Source organism: Streptomyces sp. N35, from assembly GCF_016464295.1.
GTDB lineage: Bacteria > Actinomycetota > Actinomycetes > Streptomycetales > Streptomycetaceae > Streptomyces.
This window is the reverse complement of record NZ_JAEIMH010000037.1, coordinates 24,695-42,377: the sequence shown is the minus strand read 5'-3', so window position 1 is coordinate 42,377 and position 17,683 is coordinate 24,695. Positions and strand designations below refer to the sequence as shown.

Annotated in this window: 24 protein-coding genes; 14 read left to right on the top strand and 10 right to left on the bottom strand. The window is 69.6% G+C overall.

The window, feature by feature from the left end; translation table 11 throughout:
- Positions 1 to 58 precede the first annotated feature (58 nt).
- Positions 59 to 646 carry a TIGR03086 family metal-binding protein gene (locus JAO81_RS21090; protein WP_199549456.1) on the bottom strand — a complete coding sequence of 196 codons (588 nt, stop codon included), beginning with the start codon at positions 644 to 646 and terminating at the stop codon, positions 59 to 61.
- Between the two features lie 84 nt (positions 647 to 730).
- Positions 731 to 1,087, bottom strand: coding sequence for a hypothetical protein (locus JAO81_RS21085; RefSeq protein ID WP_199549455.1), 357 nt, complete (start codon positions 1,085 to 1,087; stop codon positions 731 to 733).
- Between the two features lie 140 nt (positions 1,088 to 1,227).
- Here JAO81_RS21085 and JAO81_RS21080 point away from each other — a divergent pair, with 140 nt between their 5' ends.
- From JAO81_RS21080 to JAO81_RS21045, 8 genes are all read left to right on the top strand, one after another.
- The gene (locus tag JAO81_RS21080) at positions 1,228 to 1,773 is read left to right on the top strand and encodes a DUF5134 domain-containing protein (RefSeq protein WP_307813525.1); all 546 of its coding nucleotides are present in this window, start codon (positions 1,228 to 1,230) and stop codon (positions 1,771 to 1,773) included.
- A 123-nt stretch (positions 1,774 to 1,896) separates the two neighbouring features.
- Positions 1,897 to 2,832, top strand: a complete 936-nt coding sequence (locus JAO81_RS21075) for a M56 family metallopeptidase (protein WP_199549454.1) — start codon at positions 1,897 to 1,899, stop codon at positions 2,830 to 2,832.
- Positions 2,833 to 2,865: 33 nt separating this feature from the next.
- A complete protein-coding gene (locus JAO81_RS21070) occupies positions 2,866 to 3,555 on the top strand; it encodes a phosphatase PAP2 family protein (protein ID WP_199549453.1) in 690 nt (229 codons plus the stop codon).
- A gap of 2 nt (positions 3,556 to 3,557) precedes the next feature.
- The gene (locus JAO81_RS21065) at positions 3,558 to 4,259 is read left to right on the top strand and encodes an HAD family hydrolase (protein WP_199549495.1); all 702 of its coding nucleotides are present in this window, start codon (positions 3,558 to 3,560) and stop codon (positions 4,257 to 4,259) included.
- Between the two features lie 124 nt (positions 4,260 to 4,383).
- Positions 4,384 to 4,557 carry a hypothetical protein gene (locus JAO81_RS21060; protein ID WP_199549452.1) on the top strand — a complete coding sequence of 58 codons (174 nt, stop codon included), beginning with the start codon at positions 4,384 to 4,386 and terminating at the stop codon, positions 4,555 to 4,557.
- A gap of 242 nt (positions 4,558 to 4,799) precedes the next feature.
- Positions 4,800 to 4,976, top strand: coding sequence for a hypothetical protein (locus tag JAO81_RS21055; protein WP_199549451.1), 177 nt, complete (start codon positions 4,800 to 4,802; stop codon positions 4,974 to 4,976).
- A 123-nt stretch (positions 4,977 to 5,099) separates the two neighbouring features.
- Positions 5,100 to 5,369, top strand: coding sequence for a hypothetical protein (locus tag JAO81_RS21050; protein ID WP_199549450.1), 270 nt, complete (start codon positions 5,100 to 5,102; stop codon positions 5,367 to 5,369).
- A 62-nt stretch (positions 5,370 to 5,431) separates the two neighbouring features.
- Positions 5,432 to 6,292 carry an oxidoreductase gene (locus JAO81_RS21045; RefSeq protein WP_199549449.1) on the top strand — a complete coding sequence of 287 codons (861 nt, stop codon included), beginning with the start codon at positions 5,432 to 5,434 and terminating at the stop codon, positions 6,290 to 6,292.
- Between the two features lie 10 nt (positions 6,293 to 6,302).
- Here JAO81_RS21045 and JAO81_RS21040 read toward each other — a convergent pair whose 3' ends face one another.
- On the bottom strand, positions 6,303 to 7,235 hold the full coding sequence (locus JAO81_RS21040) for a GbsR/MarR family transcriptional regulator (RefSeq protein ID WP_199549448.1): 933 nt from the start codon (positions 7,233 to 7,235) through the stop codon (positions 6,303 to 6,305).
- A 186-nt stretch (positions 7,236 to 7,421) separates the two neighbouring features.
- Here JAO81_RS21040 and JAO81_RS21035 point away from each other — a divergent pair, with 186 nt between their 5' ends.
- Together JAO81_RS21035 and JAO81_RS21030 are read left to right on the top strand one after the other, a co-directional pair.
- Positions 7,422 to 7,679 carry a hypothetical protein gene (locus JAO81_RS21035; RefSeq protein ID WP_199549447.1) on the top strand — a complete coding sequence of 86 codons (258 nt, stop codon included), beginning with the start codon at positions 7,422 to 7,424 and terminating at the stop codon, positions 7,677 to 7,679.
- A complete protein-coding gene (locus tag JAO81_RS21030; RefSeq protein ID WP_199549446.1) occupies positions 7,676 to 9,052 on the top strand; it encodes a serine hydrolase in 1,377 nt (458 codons plus the stop codon). Before JAO81_RS21035 ends, JAO81_RS21030 begins: the two co-directional genes overlap by 4 nt.
- A gap of 121 nt (positions 9,053 to 9,173) precedes the next feature.
- On the opposite strand, the gene JAO81_RS21025 is transcribed toward JAO81_RS21030, so the two are convergent.
- Positions 9,174 to 9,722, bottom strand: a complete 549-nt coding sequence (locus tag JAO81_RS21025; protein WP_199549445.1) for a GNAT family N-acetyltransferase — start codon at positions 9,720 to 9,722, stop codon at positions 9,174 to 9,176.
- Between the two features lie 77 nt (positions 9,723 to 9,799).
- Between JAO81_RS21025 and JAO81_RS21020 the strand changes: the two genes are divergently transcribed.
- Positions 9,800 to 10,420, top strand: a complete 621-nt coding sequence (locus tag JAO81_RS21020; protein ID WP_199549444.1) for a TetR/AcrR family transcriptional regulator — start codon at positions 9,800 to 9,802, stop codon at positions 10,418 to 10,420.
- On the opposite strand, the gene JAO81_RS21015 is transcribed toward JAO81_RS21020, so the two are convergent.
- From JAO81_RS21015 to JAO81_RS21000, 4 genes are all read right to left on the bottom strand, one after another.
- Complete coding sequence (locus JAO81_RS21015) at positions 10,396 to 10,587, bottom strand: DUF6479 family protein (protein WP_199549443.1); 192 nt, start codon at positions 10,585 to 10,587, stop codon at positions 10,396 to 10,398. The two genes, JAO81_RS21020 and JAO81_RS21015, sit on opposite strands and share 25 nt — an antisense overlap.
- 136 nt (positions 10,588 to 10,723) lie before the next feature.
- Entirely contained in the window at positions 10,724 to 11,062 is a 339-nt protein-coding gene (locus JAO81_RS21010; RefSeq protein ID WP_199549442.1) for an HIT family protein, read from the bottom strand.
- 16 nt (positions 11,063 to 11,078) lie between these two features.
- Positions 11,079 to 11,264 (bottom strand): hypothetical protein, encoded by a 186-nt coding sequence (locus tag JAO81_RS21005; protein ID WP_199549441.1) that lies wholly within the window; start codon positions 11,262 to 11,264, stop codon positions 11,079 to 11,081.
- 45 nt (positions 11,265 to 11,309) lie between these two features.
- A complete protein-coding gene (locus JAO81_RS21000) occupies positions 11,310 to 11,741 on the bottom strand; it encodes a hypothetical protein (protein ID WP_199549440.1) in 432 nt (143 codons plus the stop codon).
- A gap of 591 nt (positions 11,742 to 12,332) precedes the next feature.
- On the opposite strand from JAO81_RS21000, the gene JAO81_RS20995 reads away from it, so the two are divergent.
- Complete coding sequence (locus JAO81_RS20995; protein ID WP_199549439.1) at positions 12,333 to 12,980, top strand: TetR/AcrR family transcriptional regulator; 648 nt, start codon at positions 12,333 to 12,335, stop codon at positions 12,978 to 12,980.
- Here JAO81_RS20995 and JAO81_RS20990 read toward each other — a convergent pair.
- On the bottom strand, positions 12,956 to 14,470 hold the full coding sequence (locus tag JAO81_RS20990) for a hypothetical protein (protein WP_199549438.1): 1,515 nt from the start codon (positions 14,468 to 14,470) through the stop codon (positions 12,956 to 12,958). The genes JAO81_RS20995 and JAO81_RS20990 overlap by 25 nt on opposite strands.
- Positions 14,471 to 14,645: 175 nt before the next feature.
- Here JAO81_RS20990 and JAO81_RS20985 point away from each other — a divergent pair, with 175 nt between their 5' ends.
- Entirely contained in the window at positions 14,646 to 15,308 is a 663-nt protein-coding gene (locus tag JAO81_RS20985; protein ID WP_307813523.1) for a DUF305 domain-containing protein, read from the top strand.
- A gap of 91 nt (positions 15,309 to 15,399) precedes the next feature.
- On the opposite strand, the gene JAO81_RS20980 is transcribed toward JAO81_RS20985, so the two are convergent.
- Entirely contained in the window at positions 15,400 to 15,954 is a 555-nt protein-coding gene (locus JAO81_RS20980) for a DUF6214 family protein (protein WP_307813522.1), read from the bottom strand.
- A 288-nt stretch (positions 15,955 to 16,242) separates the two neighbouring features.
- On the opposite strand from JAO81_RS20980, the gene JAO81_RS20975 reads away from it, so the two are divergent.
- Positions 16,243 to 17,640, top strand: a complete 1,398-nt coding sequence (locus JAO81_RS20975) for an FAD-dependent oxidoreductase (RefSeq protein WP_199549436.1) — start codon at positions 16,243 to 16,245, stop codon at positions 17,638 to 17,640.
- Positions 17,641 to 17,683: the final 43 nt, after the last annotated feature.

Here is a 17,683-nt window from a genome sequence, read left to right as displayed (position 1 = left end):
ACGTAGCCGTACGGTCTGTCGCGGGCGAACGCTTACGCCGCCCGGTGCGGGCGAGCGCTCACGCGGTCCAGTCCGGGCGCCGCCCCAGGTACTTCAACAGCTCCTCCACCGCGTCGTCACCCGGCTGCGCCGGCACGACCGGGGCGAAGGCGAAGGCCCGCAGCGGCTCGACGAACTGCCGGGCCGCGTCCAGGAGTTCGGCCGCGAGCTCGACGGTCAGCGGTGACTCCTGGCCGGTGGCGACCGCGATGTCCCAGGCGTGCACTGCGGCGTCCAGCGCGCACGCGTTCGCCCCGAGCGCCGCGGTCATCTTGTTCGGCGGCAGCGGTACGGCAACTTCCGCCTGGTCCACGGGAATCCGCGACCACGCCGTGGCGGCCGCGCGCACCGCCGCCTCGGCCACCGCCGCCGGCTCGTCACCCAGTTTCCCGGAGGGCGCGAACGGGTCCTCGGCCGGACCTGAGCCCTCGCCGAGGAAGGCGGCGTAGCCGAGTTGGTCACCTGCCGCGTGCTGCAGGACCTGGGCGGCGTTCCACTCGCTGCACGGCGTGGGCCGGTCCCAGTCGCCCGGGGCGACGCCGCGGACCGCGGAGAGCAGAGCTTCGTGGGACTGGGCGAGGACGGGCCAGTTCGTGGATGCGCTCATGGTGCCACCTCTCCGATTCCGGGCAGGAGAGGTCACCTTGGCAGAAAGGCGACGTCCGGACAACGGATGCGCGCGAGTGCTCCGTCAGTCGAACGCGTCCGTCAGGCAGTCCGTCCGGCAGGCGCCGGCCTCGAAGCGTTCCCGCAGGGCCTGCGCCGCCAGTTCGCGCGGAACGGGGTGGTGGCCGAACTGGGCGGACATGACGCGGATGACGTCGTCGACGCGGATGATGGCCGGTTCGTCAGGGGCGGCCTGGCGCCGGGCCGCCACGATCGCCATATCGGCCGCTCTGCGCAGGCGTTGGGCGAAGAGACGTTCCTGCGCGAGCCGCGCACGGAGCGGATCGAACGGCCGGCGGAGCCTGCCCCGCCAGAGCAGGCCGAACAGCATGAGCACGACCCCGGTCGCCACGACCAGCAAGCCGATCGGATCCGTCGCCACCGCTTCCCCCACCACCGCTCACACCCGCGCCCCGCTCCAGGGCTCCCCCATTGCGCTCCCCTGTGTACACCCGTGCGCCGCGTACGACCCCACGACTGCGGGCATCGACCTCACGACACCGTCGAACGGGGAGGTGCCCGGTGCACGGACCGGCGTCGGCAGGCTGGCTGCTCGTCGCGTTATGTCTGGCGATGGGGGCGTACTGCCTGCTGCGGATGCGCAGTTCACTGGACGAGCAGCGCACGGGCGCGGGCGGTGAGGCGCTGATGGGGTTCGCGATGGCACTGATGGCGGTCCCCGCCGCGGTCCTCACGCCGCCTGCCGAGCTGTGGTGGGCGTATGTCGCCGTCTTCGGTGCGGCGGCCGCGTACGAAGTGATACGGGCGCGCAGAGCCGCGCACCATGTGCACCACCTGGTCGGTGCGCTGGCGATGGTCTACATGTCCTTGGCCATGGCCTCCGGCGGCGGACATCACGGCTCGGCGGGGGTGCCGCTGCTGACCGGCGCGCTGCTCGTGTACTACGCCGCGTATGTGCTGCGCTCGGGACTGCGGCTGATGCCTGCGGGGACCGGCGGGGCGTCGGTCGCGGTGACGGTCACGGGGTGGGGCGACCGGACCGAGCTGGCGATGGCGTGCCGGCTGTCGATGGGGATCGCGATGTTCGCGATGCTGCTGACGATGTGAGGCGGTGCGTGACGGAGGGCGCGGGCGGTCACAACGGACCTTTCCGGCATACGGTTCGTGGCGTCCGTCACTTGCCTGTGTGGCCCGTACCGCCCGGTAGCGAGCCCAAATAGGCTGAGCGGCATGATGGTCCCTGCCGCCCTGCTGGTGCTCGGCGCGCTCACCGCCGTTCTGGCACCCCGTCTGCTCGCCCGCGCCAAATGGCCGGAGCGTGAGCCGGTCGTGGCGCTGTGGATGTGGCAGTGCGTGATCGCGGCGGTGCTCCTGTGCTGCCTGCTTTCGATGCTGCTCAGCGCCGCGGGAGCCTGGCAGCAGGTACGCGGACACGTCTTCGCACCCGCTCCGCACGGCGTCGTCGAGGCGTACGCGCTCGGGGCGGGCGGCCCGTGGGCGGCCACCGTCGCCGTACTCCTGGCCTGCGGGGGCCTGTGGTCGGGGGCGATGCTGACCCGCGAGGTGCTGCGCGCCCGGTCCCGTCGCCGCACCGCCCGTGACGAACTGCGCTCGCGCGCCCCCCTGCTGCCCGGCGAGGAGCCGGGCGCCGACCGGCTCGTGGTGATCGAGGGCGAGCGACCCGACGCCTGGTGGCTGCCGGGCACGGCGCCCCAACTGGCCATCACCACGGCCGCGTTGCGCCGCCTCAAGGGCCGCCAACTAGATGCCGTACTCGCGCATGAGCAGGGGCACGCCGCGGCGCGGCACGACTGGCTGCTGCACTGCTCGTCGGCGCTGGCGCATGGATTTCCGCAGGTGCCGGTGTTCGCGGCGTTCCAGGACGAGATGCACCGCCTCGTCGAGCTCGCCGCCGACGACGTGGCCTCCCGCCGCTTCGGCCGGCTGACCATCGCCCTCGCCCTCGTCGAACTCAACGAAGACCGTGGCGTGTTCGGCCCGTGCCCCACCGCGCACGCCCAGGTCCCGCAGCGCGTGAACCGGCTCCTGTCGGCCAAGCCCCGGCTCACCGCGGGCCGCCGGCTGCGGCTGACCGCGGCGGGAGCGCTGGTGCCGGCGGTTCCGCTGCTTGTGGCGTTCGTACCGGGCCTCAGCGCGCTGGGGTAGCCCGTAACGGGGTACTCGGGCAAAGATCGTCCCATGTCACGTCTTCACAGTCGCCCCAGCAGGCCCGCCGCACTCGCGGGCCTCTTCGGCGCGCTCGCGGCCGTCCTGCTCGTGCTCGTCGTGTTCGCCTGGCCGCCGTTGCGCTCCTTCGACACCGGGATCGCGCGCACCCTGCACCGGTGGGCGCATTCCTTCGACGGTGTGACACAGGTCAACCGCGTGCTGTCCGACTGGGTCTGGGATCCCTGGACGATGCGGGCACTGTGCGCCGTCGTCGTGGTGGGCCTGTGGGTGCGCGGCGCGCGGCGCTTCGCGGTGCTGCTCGCCGTCACCTGCACGGTGGGCACGCTCGCCCAGCAGGCCCTGAAGTCGCTGGTCGACAAGGACCGGCCCCAGTGGCAGCAGCCCCTGGACAGTGCGCACTACGCGGCGTTCCCGTCCGGTCATGCCATGACGGCGACGGTCGCGTGCGGACTGCTGCTCTGGCTGCTGCGGCGGTACGGGGTCACAGGCGCCGTATGGGGTGCGGCCGTCGCCCTCGCCTCGGTCTCGGTGATCGGTGTCGGTCTCACACGGCTCTGGCTGGGCGTGCACTGGCCGACCGATGTCCTGGGCGGCTGGCTGCTCGGCATGCTGACCGTCGCCGTCGCCGTGTGTGTGCATCAGCGCGTGGAAGCCCGGGTTGACCCCACCGTCGCCGGCGACCGAGGATCGTCCGTATGACGATCAAGGGTGTGCTCTTCGACTTCTCCGGGACCCTGCTGCGGATCGAGACCACCGACTCATGGCTGCGGGCCTGCCTGGATGAGGCCGGCATGGAGCTCTCCGAGGCCGAATTCCGGCGGTACGCTGACGAGTTGGACCATATCGGCGCGCTGCCCGGCGGCACCCCCACCCCGCGCGTACCGGACCACCTGCGGGACATCTGGGCGGTGCGCGACACGAGCGCGGAGAATCACCGGGACGCGTACACAGGCCTCTCGGGTGTCGTGGAGCTCCCCTCCCCCGCGCTGCACGGCGCGCTCTACGACCGGCACATGACACCGCCGGCATGGGGCCCCTACCCGGACACCGCGCCGGTCCTCCAAGGGCTGCGCGAGCGCGGTGTCCGTGTCGGCGTGGTCAGCAACATCGGCTGGGACCTGCGGCCGGTGTTCCGCGAGCACGGCCTCGATCCGTATATCGACACCTACGTCCTGTCGTACGAGCACGGCATCCAAAAGCCCGACCCGCGCCTGTTCGCGGTCGCCTTGGAGCAGCTCGCGGTGGCGCCCGAGGACACCTTGATGGTCGGTGACGACCGCCGTGCCGACGGCGGTGCCGCCCAACTCGGCTGCGCGGTGCACTTCGTCGACCATCTGCCCGCGCACGAGCGCCCCGGCCAGCTGCTGCCCGTACTCGATCTGGTCGACGGCCGGGCGGGCTGACTCGACCTGGCCACGGCCGGGCCCGGATGAAACCCGCGAGGCTCTTTGGTCCCGGCCGCCGCTCGCGCCCTGCTGGGCCTCTGGCCCAACGGAGCCCGCCGCGCGAGGCCCTAAGGTGGTGGGCATGCCTCCCGAAACCGCCACTGGTTCCGTGCGGTCTGCTGAACTCAACGAGCAGATCCGCGCGTTGTGGATGCGCGCGGGCGGACGCCTGGACGAGCAACAGCGCGCAGAGTACGAGCGGTTGGTGACCGCTTGGGCGGCCGCCGTCCAGGCCGATGTGACCGAAACGGTCTGACCCGGGCGAACTCCCGCCCCGGCAAAGGCGGACTCCGCTCACGCTCGTGGAGACGTCATGGAGACGGCGTACGGCGATCCGACGTTTACCGGGGGCGGCGAGGCGAACATCACAACACCGGCCCCTGTGCGCATCGCAGACCTCAACTATGCAGGTCAGAGCCGGTTCTACAGCTCTCGTACAGGTGGAAATCACAGAGTTTTCTCAGCGCGTTGTCATACCCGGCCCCTAAGCTCGTTCACATGTCCTCCACTCCACGTCCGCGCCCCACTCGGTCCGCCGAAGAGCTCAATGAGCAGATACGGCGGCTGATGCTGTGCTCCGGCGGCCGCCTGAGCGAGGAGCAGCGCAAGGAGTACGCGGGGCTGGTCGTCGAGTGGTCCGAGGCAGTACGCGACGGAGTGCTCGAAGCGGTCTGACACACCTGCCCTGGGGGCTTTCCCCCAGGAGAAGTTCCTGGTCAACCGGGTGTTCCACAGGATCCACGGACTCTAACGTCGAAGTATCGGCACCATCGGAGGCGCCGCTGCACAGGAGTCCCCATGCGTAAGACCGCCCTCGTTCCGGGCCTGATCGTCGGCACCTATCTGATCGTCCGCGCCGTCGCCGAACCTTTCGTGATCGACTTCGGCGACCCCTCCTCGTACGCCGCGGACTGGGGCGGACCGAGTCTGATCGGCGTACTCGCGGTGCACTGTCTGCCGGGGGTGCTCTCGGCGTGGCTGATGGTCCGCATGGCCCGTCGCCGCTTCGGCCGCAGCTCGGTGAGCTCCGGCCACGGCTCCGTACAAGCGGGCTCGCGCGGCCGGTAGCCGCCCGCCCGGCGCGGGACAAGACTGGGCGCGACCGGCACCGTAGCGAGGGGAGCTACGCCATGACCCGATGGACGTCCGCCGACATACCCTCCCAAACCGGACGCACCTTCCTTGTCACCGGAGGCAGCAGCGGCCTCGGCGCAGAGGTGGTCCGCGCTCTGTGCTCGGCCGGCGCGGAAGTGGTCCTCACCTGCAGGGACGAGGACAGGGGCCGGGCGGTGGCGGTGTCCGTCGACGGTCCGGCGCCCGAGGTCCGCCGTCTCGACCTGGCGGACCTGAAGTCGGTGCGCACCTTCGCCGAGACCCTGGCACATCCCGTGGACGTGCTCATCAACAACGCCGGTGTCATGGCGGTCCCGTACTCCGTGACAGCGGACGGCTTCGAACAGCACATCGGCACCAACCACTTGGGGCACTTCGCCCTCACCGGTCTCCTCCTCGACCGCGTACGCGGCCGGATCGTCACCGTCTCCAGCGGTCTGCACCGGCTCGGCCGCATCCACCTCGAAGATCTCCACTACGAGCACCGCCGCTACCAGCGCTGGCTCGCCTACGCCCAGTCCAAACTGGCCAACCTGCTCTTCGCGCACGAACTCCAGCGTCGCCTGCCCGCCGACGGCCCCCTGTCGGTGGCGGCCCACCCCGGTGTCGCGGGGACCGAGGGCCAGCGCGTCGACACCTCGCTCCAGGGCAAGTTCCTGGCCGGCGGCCGCGCCCAGCCCCCGGCCATGGGTGCACTGCCTTTGCTGTACGCGGCGACGGCGCCGGGTGTCGAAGGGGGCAGCTGCATCGGGCCGGACGGTCTGTTCCAGCGCAACGGATATCCGAAGGCCGTTGGTACCAGCGGGCGTTCGCGCGATGCCGAGGTGGCGCAGCGGCTGTGGGAACGGTCGGAGCGGGCGACCGGGGTGCGGTACTAGCTTCTCCTCGTCAGCCTGACCGTTCCAGAGCCGCTCGCTGCGCGGCGCTCAGGCGATCCGCCCTCGGCTCGAGGCAGTAGTCGCCGGTCGCGAGGGTGCGCAGGGCGAGCGGATCGGCGAGCGCCGGTTCGCCCTCGATCGCGTGGAGCGCTGCGGCGACCCGCTCGCGCGGCCAGTCCAGCCCGCTCACCAGCGCGTCCGCCGTGAGCGGCCGGCCCGCGTGCACCAGTGCGGCGACCACCGTCAGGGCGTCGTACACGACGGGCTCGGCCAGGCCGCTGCCGCTCATGTGCTCGCTGAGCCGGGCGAAGAACCGGCCCATCCTGTCGAACCGGTCGCCGGCGGGTGTGCCGGCGCCGAAGATCTCGATGCCGCGCCGCGCAGCCGTCGCGATTCGCCCGTGCGCATCGGTGTCGGCCTGCCAGGCGCTCAGCCAGACCTTGTCGTCGACGACGTACCGCTTACGACGTGTGGTGCGGTCGGCCTTGCGCGCGACCAGTTCCATGGCTTCCAGGGAGCTGACGGACTTCGAGACCGACGCCGGGCTGACCTGCAGCTGCCGCACCAGCTCGGCCGATGTCAGACCGTCGGCGTCGGCGGTGAGCAGACAGACGAACACCCGGGCGGTCATCCGCGGCATCCCGGTCGCGGCGAGGAGGCTCGCGAACTCGTCGACGAATGCCCGTACGTCATCGGCCTGTTGAGCATCGGCCACCGGTTCGGACGGTCCGGCCGGCCGGCGGCGTCGGGCGCGTTGCCCGGCGGACTCCCGCGCGTGGTCGGCGAGATAGGCGCCGCTCGGCGCACCGTTGCGGGCCACCTCACGGCTGACTGTGGACGTCGGCCGGCCCAGGCGGCGCCCGATCTCGGCGTAGGTGAGCCCCTCGGCAAGCCAGTCCGCGATCTGCCGGCGGTCGTCGTCCGTCAGCCTGCCACCCGGCACCGGCCCACCTCCTGCTTTGCTTTCACCACAGTACATCGCAACGGCTCTTCACCAGAGTTGCATTCACGCGCATTTCTGTTGCAACGATTCCCTGTGATCTCGCAGTTTTCCCTTCTTTTCCTTTGATGATCCTCGAAACGCAACGTAGCTTTTCACATCTGGAAAGTTAAGGCGAAGGGAACCGCGATGTATGTGATGGCCGTGTCGACCGTGTCCGACGACAGCAAGTTCTGGAGCGCCCTGAAGCGGGCGCACGCCAAGCTGCCGAAGGGCTCGCAGTGGAAGCTCGCCGTGGCCGGCCGCGACGGGGGCAAGGCGGTGAACGTGATCACGTACGGATCCGTCGACGGGCTCCGGGAGTTCTTCGAGGCACACGTCGGCGACCACGCGACGACGGAGTACTTCGAGGCGGACGCCGCCAACGCCATAGGCCTCGCCCGATGACCCTGGACATCGCACGCCTGCGGGCCCGCGTCACCGACCTCCTTGCGCAGTACGGAATTCCGAGCGCAGCGATCGGAGTGCTGCACGCGGGGCAGACGACCGAACTGGCCGTCGGCGTACGGAACGTCGAAACACAGGAGCCCGTCGCGACGGACACCGTCTACCAGTGCGGTTCCATGACCAAGACGTGGACCGCCCTGGCCGTGATGCAGCTGGTCGACGAGGGCAAGCTCGACCTGGACGTACCGGTGCGGGCCTACCTACCCGGATTCGAGGTGGCCGATCCAGAGGCCGCCGCCGAAGTGACCCCACGGCACCTGCTGTGCCACACGAGCGGTATCGAGGAGGCGTATGGCGATCCCGGGGAGGATCCCGATGTCTACGAGCGCATGGTCGCGGCCATCGCCGACGCACCCCAGGTCTTCCCGCTCGGCAGCACCCACGGCTACAGCGCCGCCCTCGGCTACGCGATCCTCGCGCGGATCCTGGAGGTTCAGGACGCCAAGCCGTGGGACGAGGTGATGCGGGACCGCCTGTTCGCACCCATGGGCCTGACCGGCACGAGCAGTTGGCACGAGCAGGTGGACACGTCCCGTGCCGCGACCGGGCACCTGCTCCGTTCCCTGGCCGAAGGCCCCATCGTCACACCGGTCGACCACCTGCCGCGGGCCTTCGGCCCCGGCGGCACCGTCACCACGACCGCACGGGACGTACTCGCCCTGGCGCACGTCCTGCTCCACGACGGCGTGGCACCCGACGGGCGGCGGATCGTGACGGCCGACAGCGTCCGGGAGATGCTGCGCTCGAGGGTGCCCGTACCCGACCCCTACATGTACGGGCCCGAGTGGGGGCTCGGTCTGATCGTCTGCGACTGGCACGGGGAGACCGTCTACGCGACCGACGGCAGCACGATCGGCCAGCACGCCCGGCTGCGCCTGCTGCCGGGCGCCGACACGGCGATCGTGCTGCTGACCAACGGCGGTCCGCGGGACGCCTTCTGCCGCGAGGTGTTCGACGAGATCCTGACCGGACTCGGGCTGCCCACCGTCCCTGAGCTGCCAGCGCCCGATCCCACGCTCGCGCTCGATCTGTCGCGATACGAAGGTGTCTACGAACGCCCTGGTACACGCTTCGAGGTGGCGGCCGACAGCGGAAAGCTCTGGCTCACTTCGACCCTCGACCCGATGCATGCGGACTTCCTCGGGAAGCCTGAGCGCATTCGCTACGAGCTGCGCCCGGTCAGCGAGACCCACTTCCTGATGCCGCCGTCGGACCCCCTGGAGGACACGCAGACGGTCGCCCTCTACGACTTCACGGACGGCAACGCCCGCTACCTCCACACCAATTGCCGTGTGCATCCACGGGTGGTGTGACTCAGGCGGGGGGCGTGACTCAGGCGGCGGGGGCGTGACTCGGGCAGCGGTGGTGTGACTGAGGCGGCGGGTGGTGTGACTCAGGCGGGGGTGGAGTGGCTCAGGCAGCGGGTGGTGTGATTCAGGCGCCAGCAGCCCGTTCCGGGGCAAGGACCGCCCAGACCTGCTTGTCGTAGCGGACCCCTTCGTAAGGCCAGGCCTCCCGCCGCACCCCCTCCAGCGTCATGCCGAGGCGCTTGGCCACCGACGCGCTGCGCTCGTTGTCGGCGCGGCAGTGCCATTCGGCGCGGTGCAGCCCCCGGACCGTGAACGCCCAGTCGAGCAGGGCGTCGCAGGCCGCCGTCACCAGACCACGCCCCTCGGCGGAGGGCTCCAGCCAGCATCCGACCTCGCAGGAGCCGGCGGCCGCACTGAAGTCGGTGAACATCACGCCGCCCACCAGTACGTCGCTCAGCCAGATCCCGTACAGGCGGGCCCCGTCGGCGGCCTGACGCTCCGCGTACCGCGCGAGCGTGGCCCGCGCACCGTCGAGATCGTCCGTGACGAACGACGCTCCCACCCACGGGCGGATGTGCTCGCGAGCGCGGGCCATGTGCGCGGCGAACTCCTCGGCATGCCAGATCTCCAGCGGCGCGAGCCGGGCGCCGTCGCGCAAGGCCAGCGAGAACATCGGGCCTCCCCATTCTCGGTGAGCACGTGTTCGCGCTCATTCACATAACAGTTGTTACGTCAATGTAGCGTGGCCCCATGCCACGTACCAAGGGAGATCACGAAGCCCGCCGCCGCGACGTCTCCGCGGCGGTCTGGCAGGTCATGGCGACGCGAGGTTTCGCCGGGCTGACCCTGCGTGCCGTGGCCGCCGAGCTGGGTGCCACCACGGGGCTGCTGACGCACTACTTTCCGACCAAGCGCGCTCTGGTTGCCTACGCCCTGAATCTGCTCGAGGAGCGGACCCTCGCGCGCCCACGGCGCACGTCGGGCACGGGGTTGCCCTCGGTCAGGGACGCGCTCCTGGACATCCTGCCGCTGACGCCCGAGGCCACCGACAGCAACCGGATCTGGGTCTCGTCCTGGGATGCGGCACTGTCCGATCCGGAGCTGAGTGCGGAGTACGCCCGTAAGTACGCGGACAGCCGCGACAGGCTGCGCGAGCGTGTGCTCGCGGCGCAGGAGCTCGGCGAGCTGCCTCCCGCCGATGCCTCGCAGATCGCGTCAGCGGCGCAGGCCTTCGTCCTCGGCCTGGTCGTCCAGGCCCTCTTCGACCCGGCTGCCTACCCGCCGGACCGTCAAGTGGAGCTGCTCGACGCCTACTTGTCCGGCCTCGGCGGAACCACCGACCGGACTCAGTGCGGCTTGGGAGGTTCCTGATCGTCCGGCGTCTCCCAGGAATCCGCACGCGGCTGCGGCTGCGGCGGCGGTGCGGTCCTCTTGGCGGCGAGGCGTCGCCCGTACCAGAAGGCCAGCAGCAGGACGACGACGACCACCACACCGATGAGGGTCATCAACCAGGACGTCGAGCTTGCGGCGAGGAGCATGGAGAACACCTCCCGGTTCCCACGGAGATTCCTCTCCCCAGTCTCGTCCCACCACCCCGCCACCGCACACCGAGCCACCCCGCGCTTACGGCTCGTACTACCCCTGACCAGCGCAAAGCTCTTTCGATCCGGACGATCATCCGTGCCAGGGAAGCGCGAGGCCATCACCTTCGGTGCGCGGCACGAGGTGCAGGTGCAGATGGAACACGGACTGCGTGGCGGCCGCGCCTCGACTAGTGATCAGGTTGATGTGGCACGGCGACCCTCGCACGAGCTCGGCGGCTCGACGCATCGTCGCGGCGGAGACCTCCGGGTCGGACGCGAAATCCGCCACGTGCGTGCGGGGAACGACGAGTGTGTGGTCCCGGGTGACGGCGTTCAGCGGCCGGAAGGCGACGGCGTCATCCCACTCGGCGACCATCTGCGCGGACGCACGCCCTGCGACGATCTCGCAGAACGGACAGGGCTCGGACATGGGCCGCTCCTGGTGGTCACCACACGTCATCGTCGGGGACGTGCCGCTTGACGCGCTCATCGTTGGCGATCTCCTCCGGGAGGCGCGTATTCGAGTGGACCGTCGCTTCCAGAACTTGATCCACAGTCAGTCCGAGTGCGCTGGACAAGTCAGCGTCGTGAAGTTTGGCGCCGACCTCGGACGCCGTGATCACACCAGCCACATCAAGATCATCACACCGTGACCAGGTGAGATGGAACGGGAAACCTCACTCGGAAAGACGGAGGTCTCCAGCCCAACTGTCGCAACGAACCCGGCCGGAGGCGAAACTGACCTCGAGTGCGACGCGGCCGGTCCGGGGCTCGAACTCTTCCCTCACCGCCAGGACATCTTCGCCGAGGTGGGAAGCGAACGGCGTCCGATCACCGACCGGAGCTACCTCGATGCGCCCCCAGCTGTCCATGTCGTAGCCCTCGTGCGGGCTCGCGGATTCCGCGATCAGGCACCAGTCCGAGCCGGTTGTGATGTGCACGGAGCCGCCTTGGCCGTCGATCAGCCACACGTCCAGCGGGTCTCCCGCTTCCTCGTCTCCGCTCCGATACCACGCGGCGAAGACCTCCTCCAGCCGACGCCCGACCAGGATTTCAGGACGTACGCCAGACCCGTGCAACGGACACCAGTTCGGCTTCTCGGACTCCACGCAACGACCGTACCGTCAGTCAACGTCCCAGCTCACACACCTGAACGGGACAGGCCTCAGCGACCAAAGGCCACTGTCCATACGATGCCTGCCGCGATGATCGCAAAGCCCAACACGCATCCCATGGCCGATGCCCGCTCACCGGCAGCTAATGCTGCTCGTAATGCAGTTGGGCACGGGAGACCGATCCCGGCCAAGGGCTCACTCCGCGACGTCCGGGTCGTTGTCGAGCCATTGGGCGCGCACGGTCCAGAGGATCCCATGGGCTGCTCACGTCGCCGAGGTACACGTCGGTCGCAAGCGGCCTGTTGCAAGTAGCCTTGCCCTGCGCGCTACACAGGGTGTCGCCGCGCTGCGACACCTGTGCGGCCCGTCATGACCTGGCAGCGAACGATCATGCCCCCTGTGAACCCCAGTGCATGAGTCACAGGGAACCGGCAGGTCAGACACACGAAAGCCGTCCGTCCGGACGATCCCCCGCGTCGCCCGGGCGGACGGCAGCACTGGACCGCCCCGGTCAGGAACAGAGGGGTCCGTTCAGTGCACGCTGAGTATAGTTGGCTGCGAGCCAGTCAACACAGGAGTTTGCGATTGTCCCCGCGCAGCGCATCGGTCAACGAGGAGTTGCGCCGGCGTTCCCGTGAGCGGCTGCTGCAGGCGACGGTGGAGCTCGTGGGCGAGCGCGGATTCGAGGCGACGACGCTCGGGGACATCACCGACCGGGCCGGATGCGCGCGCGGTCTTGTCTCGTACTACTTCCCCGGCAAGCGGCAGTTGCTGCAGTCGGCGGTGCACCGGCTGATGCATCTGACCCTGCAGGCGGCGCTGGAGCGCGAGCCGCGCGCGAGCGACGGCGATGAGCTGCTCGCCCGGGCCATCGACGCGATCCTGGGCCTGACGGTCGACCGGCCGCTGCTGATGCGGACGCACATGGCCGGGATTCTGCAGGCCGAGGGTTTCGTGCAGTGCCCCGAACAGCGACGGCTCGCCGAACTGCTGCGCGACACCTGCGTACGGCATGGATCGCTCGATGTGGACCGTGATTACCCGCTGCTGCGGGCGCAGTTGATGGGCGCGGTGTTCGCGCTGCTCATTCCCGGAGCTCCGATGCCGATCGCTCGGCTGCGGGCGGAACTGTTCCACCGCTACGGTCTCGCGTGGGAGCTCGGCGTTCCGCCGGACGGTCTCCCGTCCGACGGAACACACGGGATGACTCAGTCGTCCCAGCGGTCGAAGTAGTCGGGCTGCGTCTGGACGTTGAGCTCGTCCAGACGAATCCGCTTCGCCGGGTCGGTACGACGGTCGTTGATCTTCAGGACGTCGAAGCCCTTGGCGATGTCGTTCGAGTAGACATAGCCGTTGTAGTAGTACGCAGACCAGGAACCGCCGGTCTGCAGGGTCGTGGTGCTGAGCGGACCGCGCTCGAAGTAGCCGATCTCCTTCGGCTTGCTCGAGTCGGTGAAGTCCCAGACCGAGACGCCGCCCTGGTACCAGGCCTGCACCATCAGGTCCTTGCCCTTGACCGGGATCAGCGAGCCGTTGTGCGCGACACAGTTCTCGGTGTCGGCCTGGTGGCGGTCGATCTTGAAGTACGACTTGAACACGAGCTTGCGCTTGTCGCCCTTGCCCACGATGTCGTAGATGCCGTTCGCACCGCGCTTGGGGCCGACGGCCGCGTTGCACGTCGCACCGGAGCCGCCGCCGAGCTCGTCGGTGAAGACGATCTTGTTGGCCTTCTGATTGAAGGTCGCCGAGTGCCAGAACGCGAAGTTCACGTTGTCCTGGACCTGGTCGATGATCTTCGGCTCCTCCGGGTCCTCGATGTCGATGAGGACACCGTCACCCATGCACGCACCCGCCGCGAGGTCCTTGGAGGGCAGCACGGTGATGTCGTGGCAGCCGGTGGTCTTGGAGACACCCGGGTTGGTGGGCGCACCGGGGTTACCGCCACCGTCAGGTCCCGAACCGGGGAACAGCACGGGGAAGTCGATGACCTTGGCCTGCTCGGGGGCCTTGCGCGGCACCTTGATGATCGAGATGCCGTCGTGCGGCGGCTGGCAGTCCGGGAACGTCGCGCTCGGCGAGTACGAGGACACGTACACGTAGACGTTCCTGCGCTCCGGCACCAGCGTGTGGGTGTGCGAGCCGCACGCGGTCTCGACCGAGGCCACGTACTCGGGCTTGCGCTTGTCGCTGATGTCGAAGATCTTCATGCCCTCCCACGACGACTTCTCGGTCGCGGGCTGCGACGTGCTGGCGCACGAGTCGTCGCTGCGCGAGGAGTCGGTCGACAGGAAGAGCAGGTCGCCGGAGACCGAGATGTCGTTCTGGCTGCCGGGACACAGGACCTGAGCCACCGTCGCCGGCTTCTTCGGGTTCGAGATGTCGAAGATCCGGAAGCCGTCGTAGTTGCCGGCGAAGGCGTACTTCCCCTGGAACGCGAGGTCCGAGTTGGTACCCGGCAGCACGTCCTTGGGGATGTTGGTGATGTGTTCGATGTTGTCGGAGTGGACGATCTCGTCCTGGCCGGGGATCTCGCCGTTGGATATCGCGGCACGGGTGTCCGCGGCATCGCTCTTGGAGACGCCCTTCGGCGATGCGGGCGCATCGCCCGGGTCCGGAGTCGCGCCGGCCTGACCTGCGGTCAGGAGCGTGGCGACGAGTCCGAAGGCGGCGGCTGCGACGCCGAGGCGTCTGTGCCGGGCACGGGGTCGGTTCTGTTGGGTCACACTGTCCTCCCAAGTCGCCGTTCATAGTTGAACGGTTCACGGACAACCGCAGTATCGTGCCCGTCATGCTCATCTCAACAGATGGCAACGCACTTGTAATAGAAGTTTTTGATCTTCGGCGATCGCACTCGTGCTAGGACGGACGCCAACGATCCACTTGCTTCAGGAGGTTGCCGTGCTGCTTCGTCACAGATCCCCGCGCGGACGGGCACTTGCCGCCGCGGTGGCGCTCGCCGGTGCACTGGTGCTCGCCGGCTGCGACTCCGGCGACGGCGAGGACAAGGCCAAGTCCGCCGGTCAGGACGGTGCTTCGGTGATCGCTCCGGGCAAGCCGGGCGAGAAGGCGGAGGAGATATCGCCCGAGGAGGCCAAGAAGCGGGGCGAGGACGACACTCCGAACTCGGCGGACTTCACGTACGCGCAGATGATGATCGAGCACCACAAACAAGCACTCGACATGACAGAACTCGCCCCGGACCGGGCGAAGTCGGAAAAAATCAAGCAGCTCGCCGACCGTATCCACGCGGCCCAGGGCCCCGAGATCGAGGCGATGGAGGCGTGGGTCAAGAACAACGGCGGCCCGCGCGACACGGGCGGACACGATCACGGCACGATGCCCGGGATGGCGAGCGAGACGCAGCTGAAGACGCTGCGCGCGGCGAAGGGCGCGGCCTTCGACGAGCTCTTCATCAAGCTGATGGTCACCCATCACAGCGGCGCCGTCATCATGGCCGAAGAGGTGCTCTCGGGTGGCAACAACGTGCAGGTCGAGGAGATGGCCGCCGATGTGATGGCCCAGCAGACCGCCGAGATCGACCGGATGCGCGAGCTGCCCTAGAGGGCCGGACCCCGTAGCGCCGTCGGCCACACGCCGAGCTGCCGGACACCCGTCGAGCTGTCAGAGCCCCTTGGAGCTGCCGGACTCTCGCTCAGCGGCGGTTGTGCCGGGGCGCGAGATAGCCCGCGTCGCGGGCGCCGGCGATCAGGCGCAATGACTTGCGGCGGCTGCGGCCGGTCGCGTGCATCACGGCGAGCACCGGATCGTGGCCCGCCGCCTGAGCGGCCCGGTACGCGTCGGCGACGAAGCGGATCATGTCGCCACCGCGGTGCGAGGGCCTCTGTGCCCTGCGGTGCGGCTGCGGCGACGCGGGCCGGTCGGGCGGTTCAGGGGCGGGCGTCACCACGCCGTGCCGTTCGGCGACGGCGCCGCGGGCAGCGCCGAGCGGACCTTCCAGCCACTGCGTCAGCGTCGCGAACCCCGCGAGCGGCAGCGGCGGTTGGGCCCTCATGTCCTCGATGGCGATCCCCGATTCACCGGCCACCGCGAGCACTTCGACATGCGAACCGTCACCGAAGGTCACCCGGACGTTGAACCAGGGCGGCAGGGAGCCGCCCGCACCCTGCGCCTCCCACGCGCCTCCCGCCTCGTACGACGCGAGCTGCCGCCCCGTGGACGCACTGCCGTGCCCTTGGAGTTCCCACACCGGCCAAACCGGTTCCGCGGCCTCCCCTCCGCCGCCCGCCGGGTCGCCGATCCCCGCGTCGCCGCCTTCCGGTCCAGCGCTCCCCCACTGATCGCCATTCGGTCGATTCTGCTCAAATTCTGCATCAAATGATCCATAGAGCACATCAACACCGTAACCGCATAATCACTCATGGTCATCGACGGCACGCGAGCGTTCGCCCCGACGCACTCCCGGCACACGCGCGCATCTCCCCTTCGGCCGTACGGGAGTGCGATGCTGAAGGCACCCCGCGGGAGGAGCCCCATCGTGCTTCATGTCGCTGTCGTCGGATCGGGACCGAGCGGGGTCTACTGCGCCCAGTCGCTCATCCAGCAGGACCGGGTGCCGGTACGGGTCGATGTGCTCGACCGGCTGCCGTGCCCGTACGGTCTGGTCCGCTACGGCGTCGCCCCCGACCACGAGAAGATCAAGTCGCTGCAGAACAATCTGCGGGTGGTGCTGCAGGACGAACGGGTCCGTTTCCTCGGCGCCGTCGAGGTGGGGCCGGGCGGGATCGCACCGCAGGAGCTGCTGCGGCTGTACGACGCGGTCGTGTACTGCGTGGGTGCCGCGACCGACCGTCAGCTGGGTGTCCCGGGTGAGGATCTGCGGGGGAGCTGGTCGGCCACCGAGTTCGTGTCCTGGTACAGCGCCCACCCCGACGCGCACTGGAACGGCGCGCTGAGCGCGGCCCGTTCGGCCGTGGTGATCGGCGTGGGCAATGTCGCCGTCGACGTCACCCGGATCCTCGCCCGCGGCGCCGACGAGCTGACCGGGACCGATATGCCGGGCGCCGCACTGGCCGCGCTGGCGGACAGCCGGGTGCGCGATGTGCACATGGTGGGCCGGCGCGGCCCCTCGCAGGCGAAGTTCACCACCAAGGAACTGCGGGAGCTCGGCTCGCTCGCGGATGCGGAAGTGGTCGTGGATCCGGCCGAGTTGGCGCTCGACCCGCTCTACGCCGACCCGTCGGGGCTGCCCGGGGTGAACCGGCGCAACGTCGAGGCACTGCGCGCCTTCGCCGAACGGCCGGCGCAGGGACGCGGACGGCGGATCCATCTGCGGTTCTTCCTGCGCCCGGTGGAGCTGCTCGAGGAAGGCGGCACGGTGCGCGCGGTGCGTTTCGAGCGGACGCTGCCGGACGGGCAGGGCGGGGTGACGGGTTCGGGGTCGTACGAGGAGATCGAGGCGCAGCTGGTGCTGCGGTCCGTGGGCTATCGCGGAGTGCCGCTGGACGGGCTGCCGTTCGACGAGCGCACCAGCACGGTGCCGCATGCGGCGGGGCGGGTGCTGCGGGCCGGTGAGCGGTCTCCGGGTGAGTACGTCGCCGGATGGATCAAGCGGGGACCGACCGGGGTGATCGGCACCAACCGGCCCTGCGCCAAGGAGACGGTGACCTCGCTCCTCGAGGACGCTCCCGGTCTCGTGCGCGCGAGGGGCGCGGACGACTCCGTACAACTGCCGGAGCGCCGCGACCCGTTGGAGGGGCTGAGGTCGGCCGGACTGCGGCCCGTGGAGTGGTCCGGATGGCAGGCGATCGAGCAGGCCGAGGCGGCGCTCGGGGCCTCGCTCGGGCGGGGTCCTGTGAAGATCGGCGAGTGGGATGCCCTGCTTGCGGCGGCTCGGGCGGAACGCGCCCTGGGAAACGCGCAGGCCACTTCCTGAACTCGCCCTCCTGGGTCTGGCGATCGCCGACACAGCGCGGCAA

Bases quoted from the DNA above. Each gene is read 5' to 3' on its own strand.
- JAO81_RS21010 (WP_199549442.1), bottom strand. From the start codon at position 11,062: ATGTCCGAGCCCTGTCCGTTCTGCGAGATCGTCGCAGGGCGTGCGTCC.
- JAO81_RS21015 (WP_199549443.1), bottom strand. From the start codon at position 10,587: ATGCTCCTCGCCGCAAGCTCGACGTCCTGGTTGATGACCCTCATCGGT.
- JAO81_RS21075 (WP_199549454.1), top strand. From the start codon at position 1,897: ATGATGGTCCCTGCCGCCCTGCTGGTGCTCGGCGCGCTCACCGCCGTT.
- JAO81_RS21035 (WP_199549447.1), top strand. From the start codon at position 7,422: ATGTATGTGATGGCCGTGTCGACCGTGTCCGACGACAGCAAGTTCTGG.
- JAO81_RS21025 (WP_199549445.1), bottom strand. From the start codon at position 9,722: ATGTTCTCGCTGGCCTTGCGCGACGGCGCCCGGCTCGCGCCGCTGGAG.
- JAO81_RS21070 (WP_199549453.1), top strand. From the start codon at position 2,866: ATGTCACGTCTTCACAGTCGCCCCAGCAGGCCCGCCGCACTCGCGGGC.
- JAO81_RS21030 (WP_199549446.1), top strand. From the start codon at position 7,676: ATGACCCTGGACATCGCACGCCTGCGGGCCCGCGTCACCGACCTCCTT.
- JAO81_RS21060 (WP_199549452.1), top strand. From the start codon at position 4,384: ATGCCTCCCGAAACCGCCACTGGTTCCGTGCGGTCTGCTGAACTCAAC.
- JAO81_RS21090 (WP_199549456.1), bottom strand. From the start codon at position 646: ATGAGCGCATCCACGAACTGGCCCGTCCTCGCCCAGTCCCACGAAGCT.
- JAO81_RS21055 (WP_199549451.1), top strand. From the start codon at position 4,800: ATGTCCTCCACTCCACGTCCGCGCCCCACTCGGTCCGCCGAAGAGCTC.
- JAO81_RS21050 (WP_199549450.1), top strand. From the start codon at position 5,100: ATGCGTAAGACCGCCCTCGTTCCGGGCCTGATCGTCGGCACCTATCTG.
- JAO81_RS21020 (WP_199549444.1), top strand. From the start codon at position 9,800: ATGCCACGTACCAAGGGAGATCACGAAGCCCGCCGCCGCGACGTCTCC.
- JAO81_RS21045 (WP_199549449.1), top strand. From the start codon at position 5,432: ATGACCCGATGGACGTCCGCCGACATACCCTCCCAAACCGGACGCACC.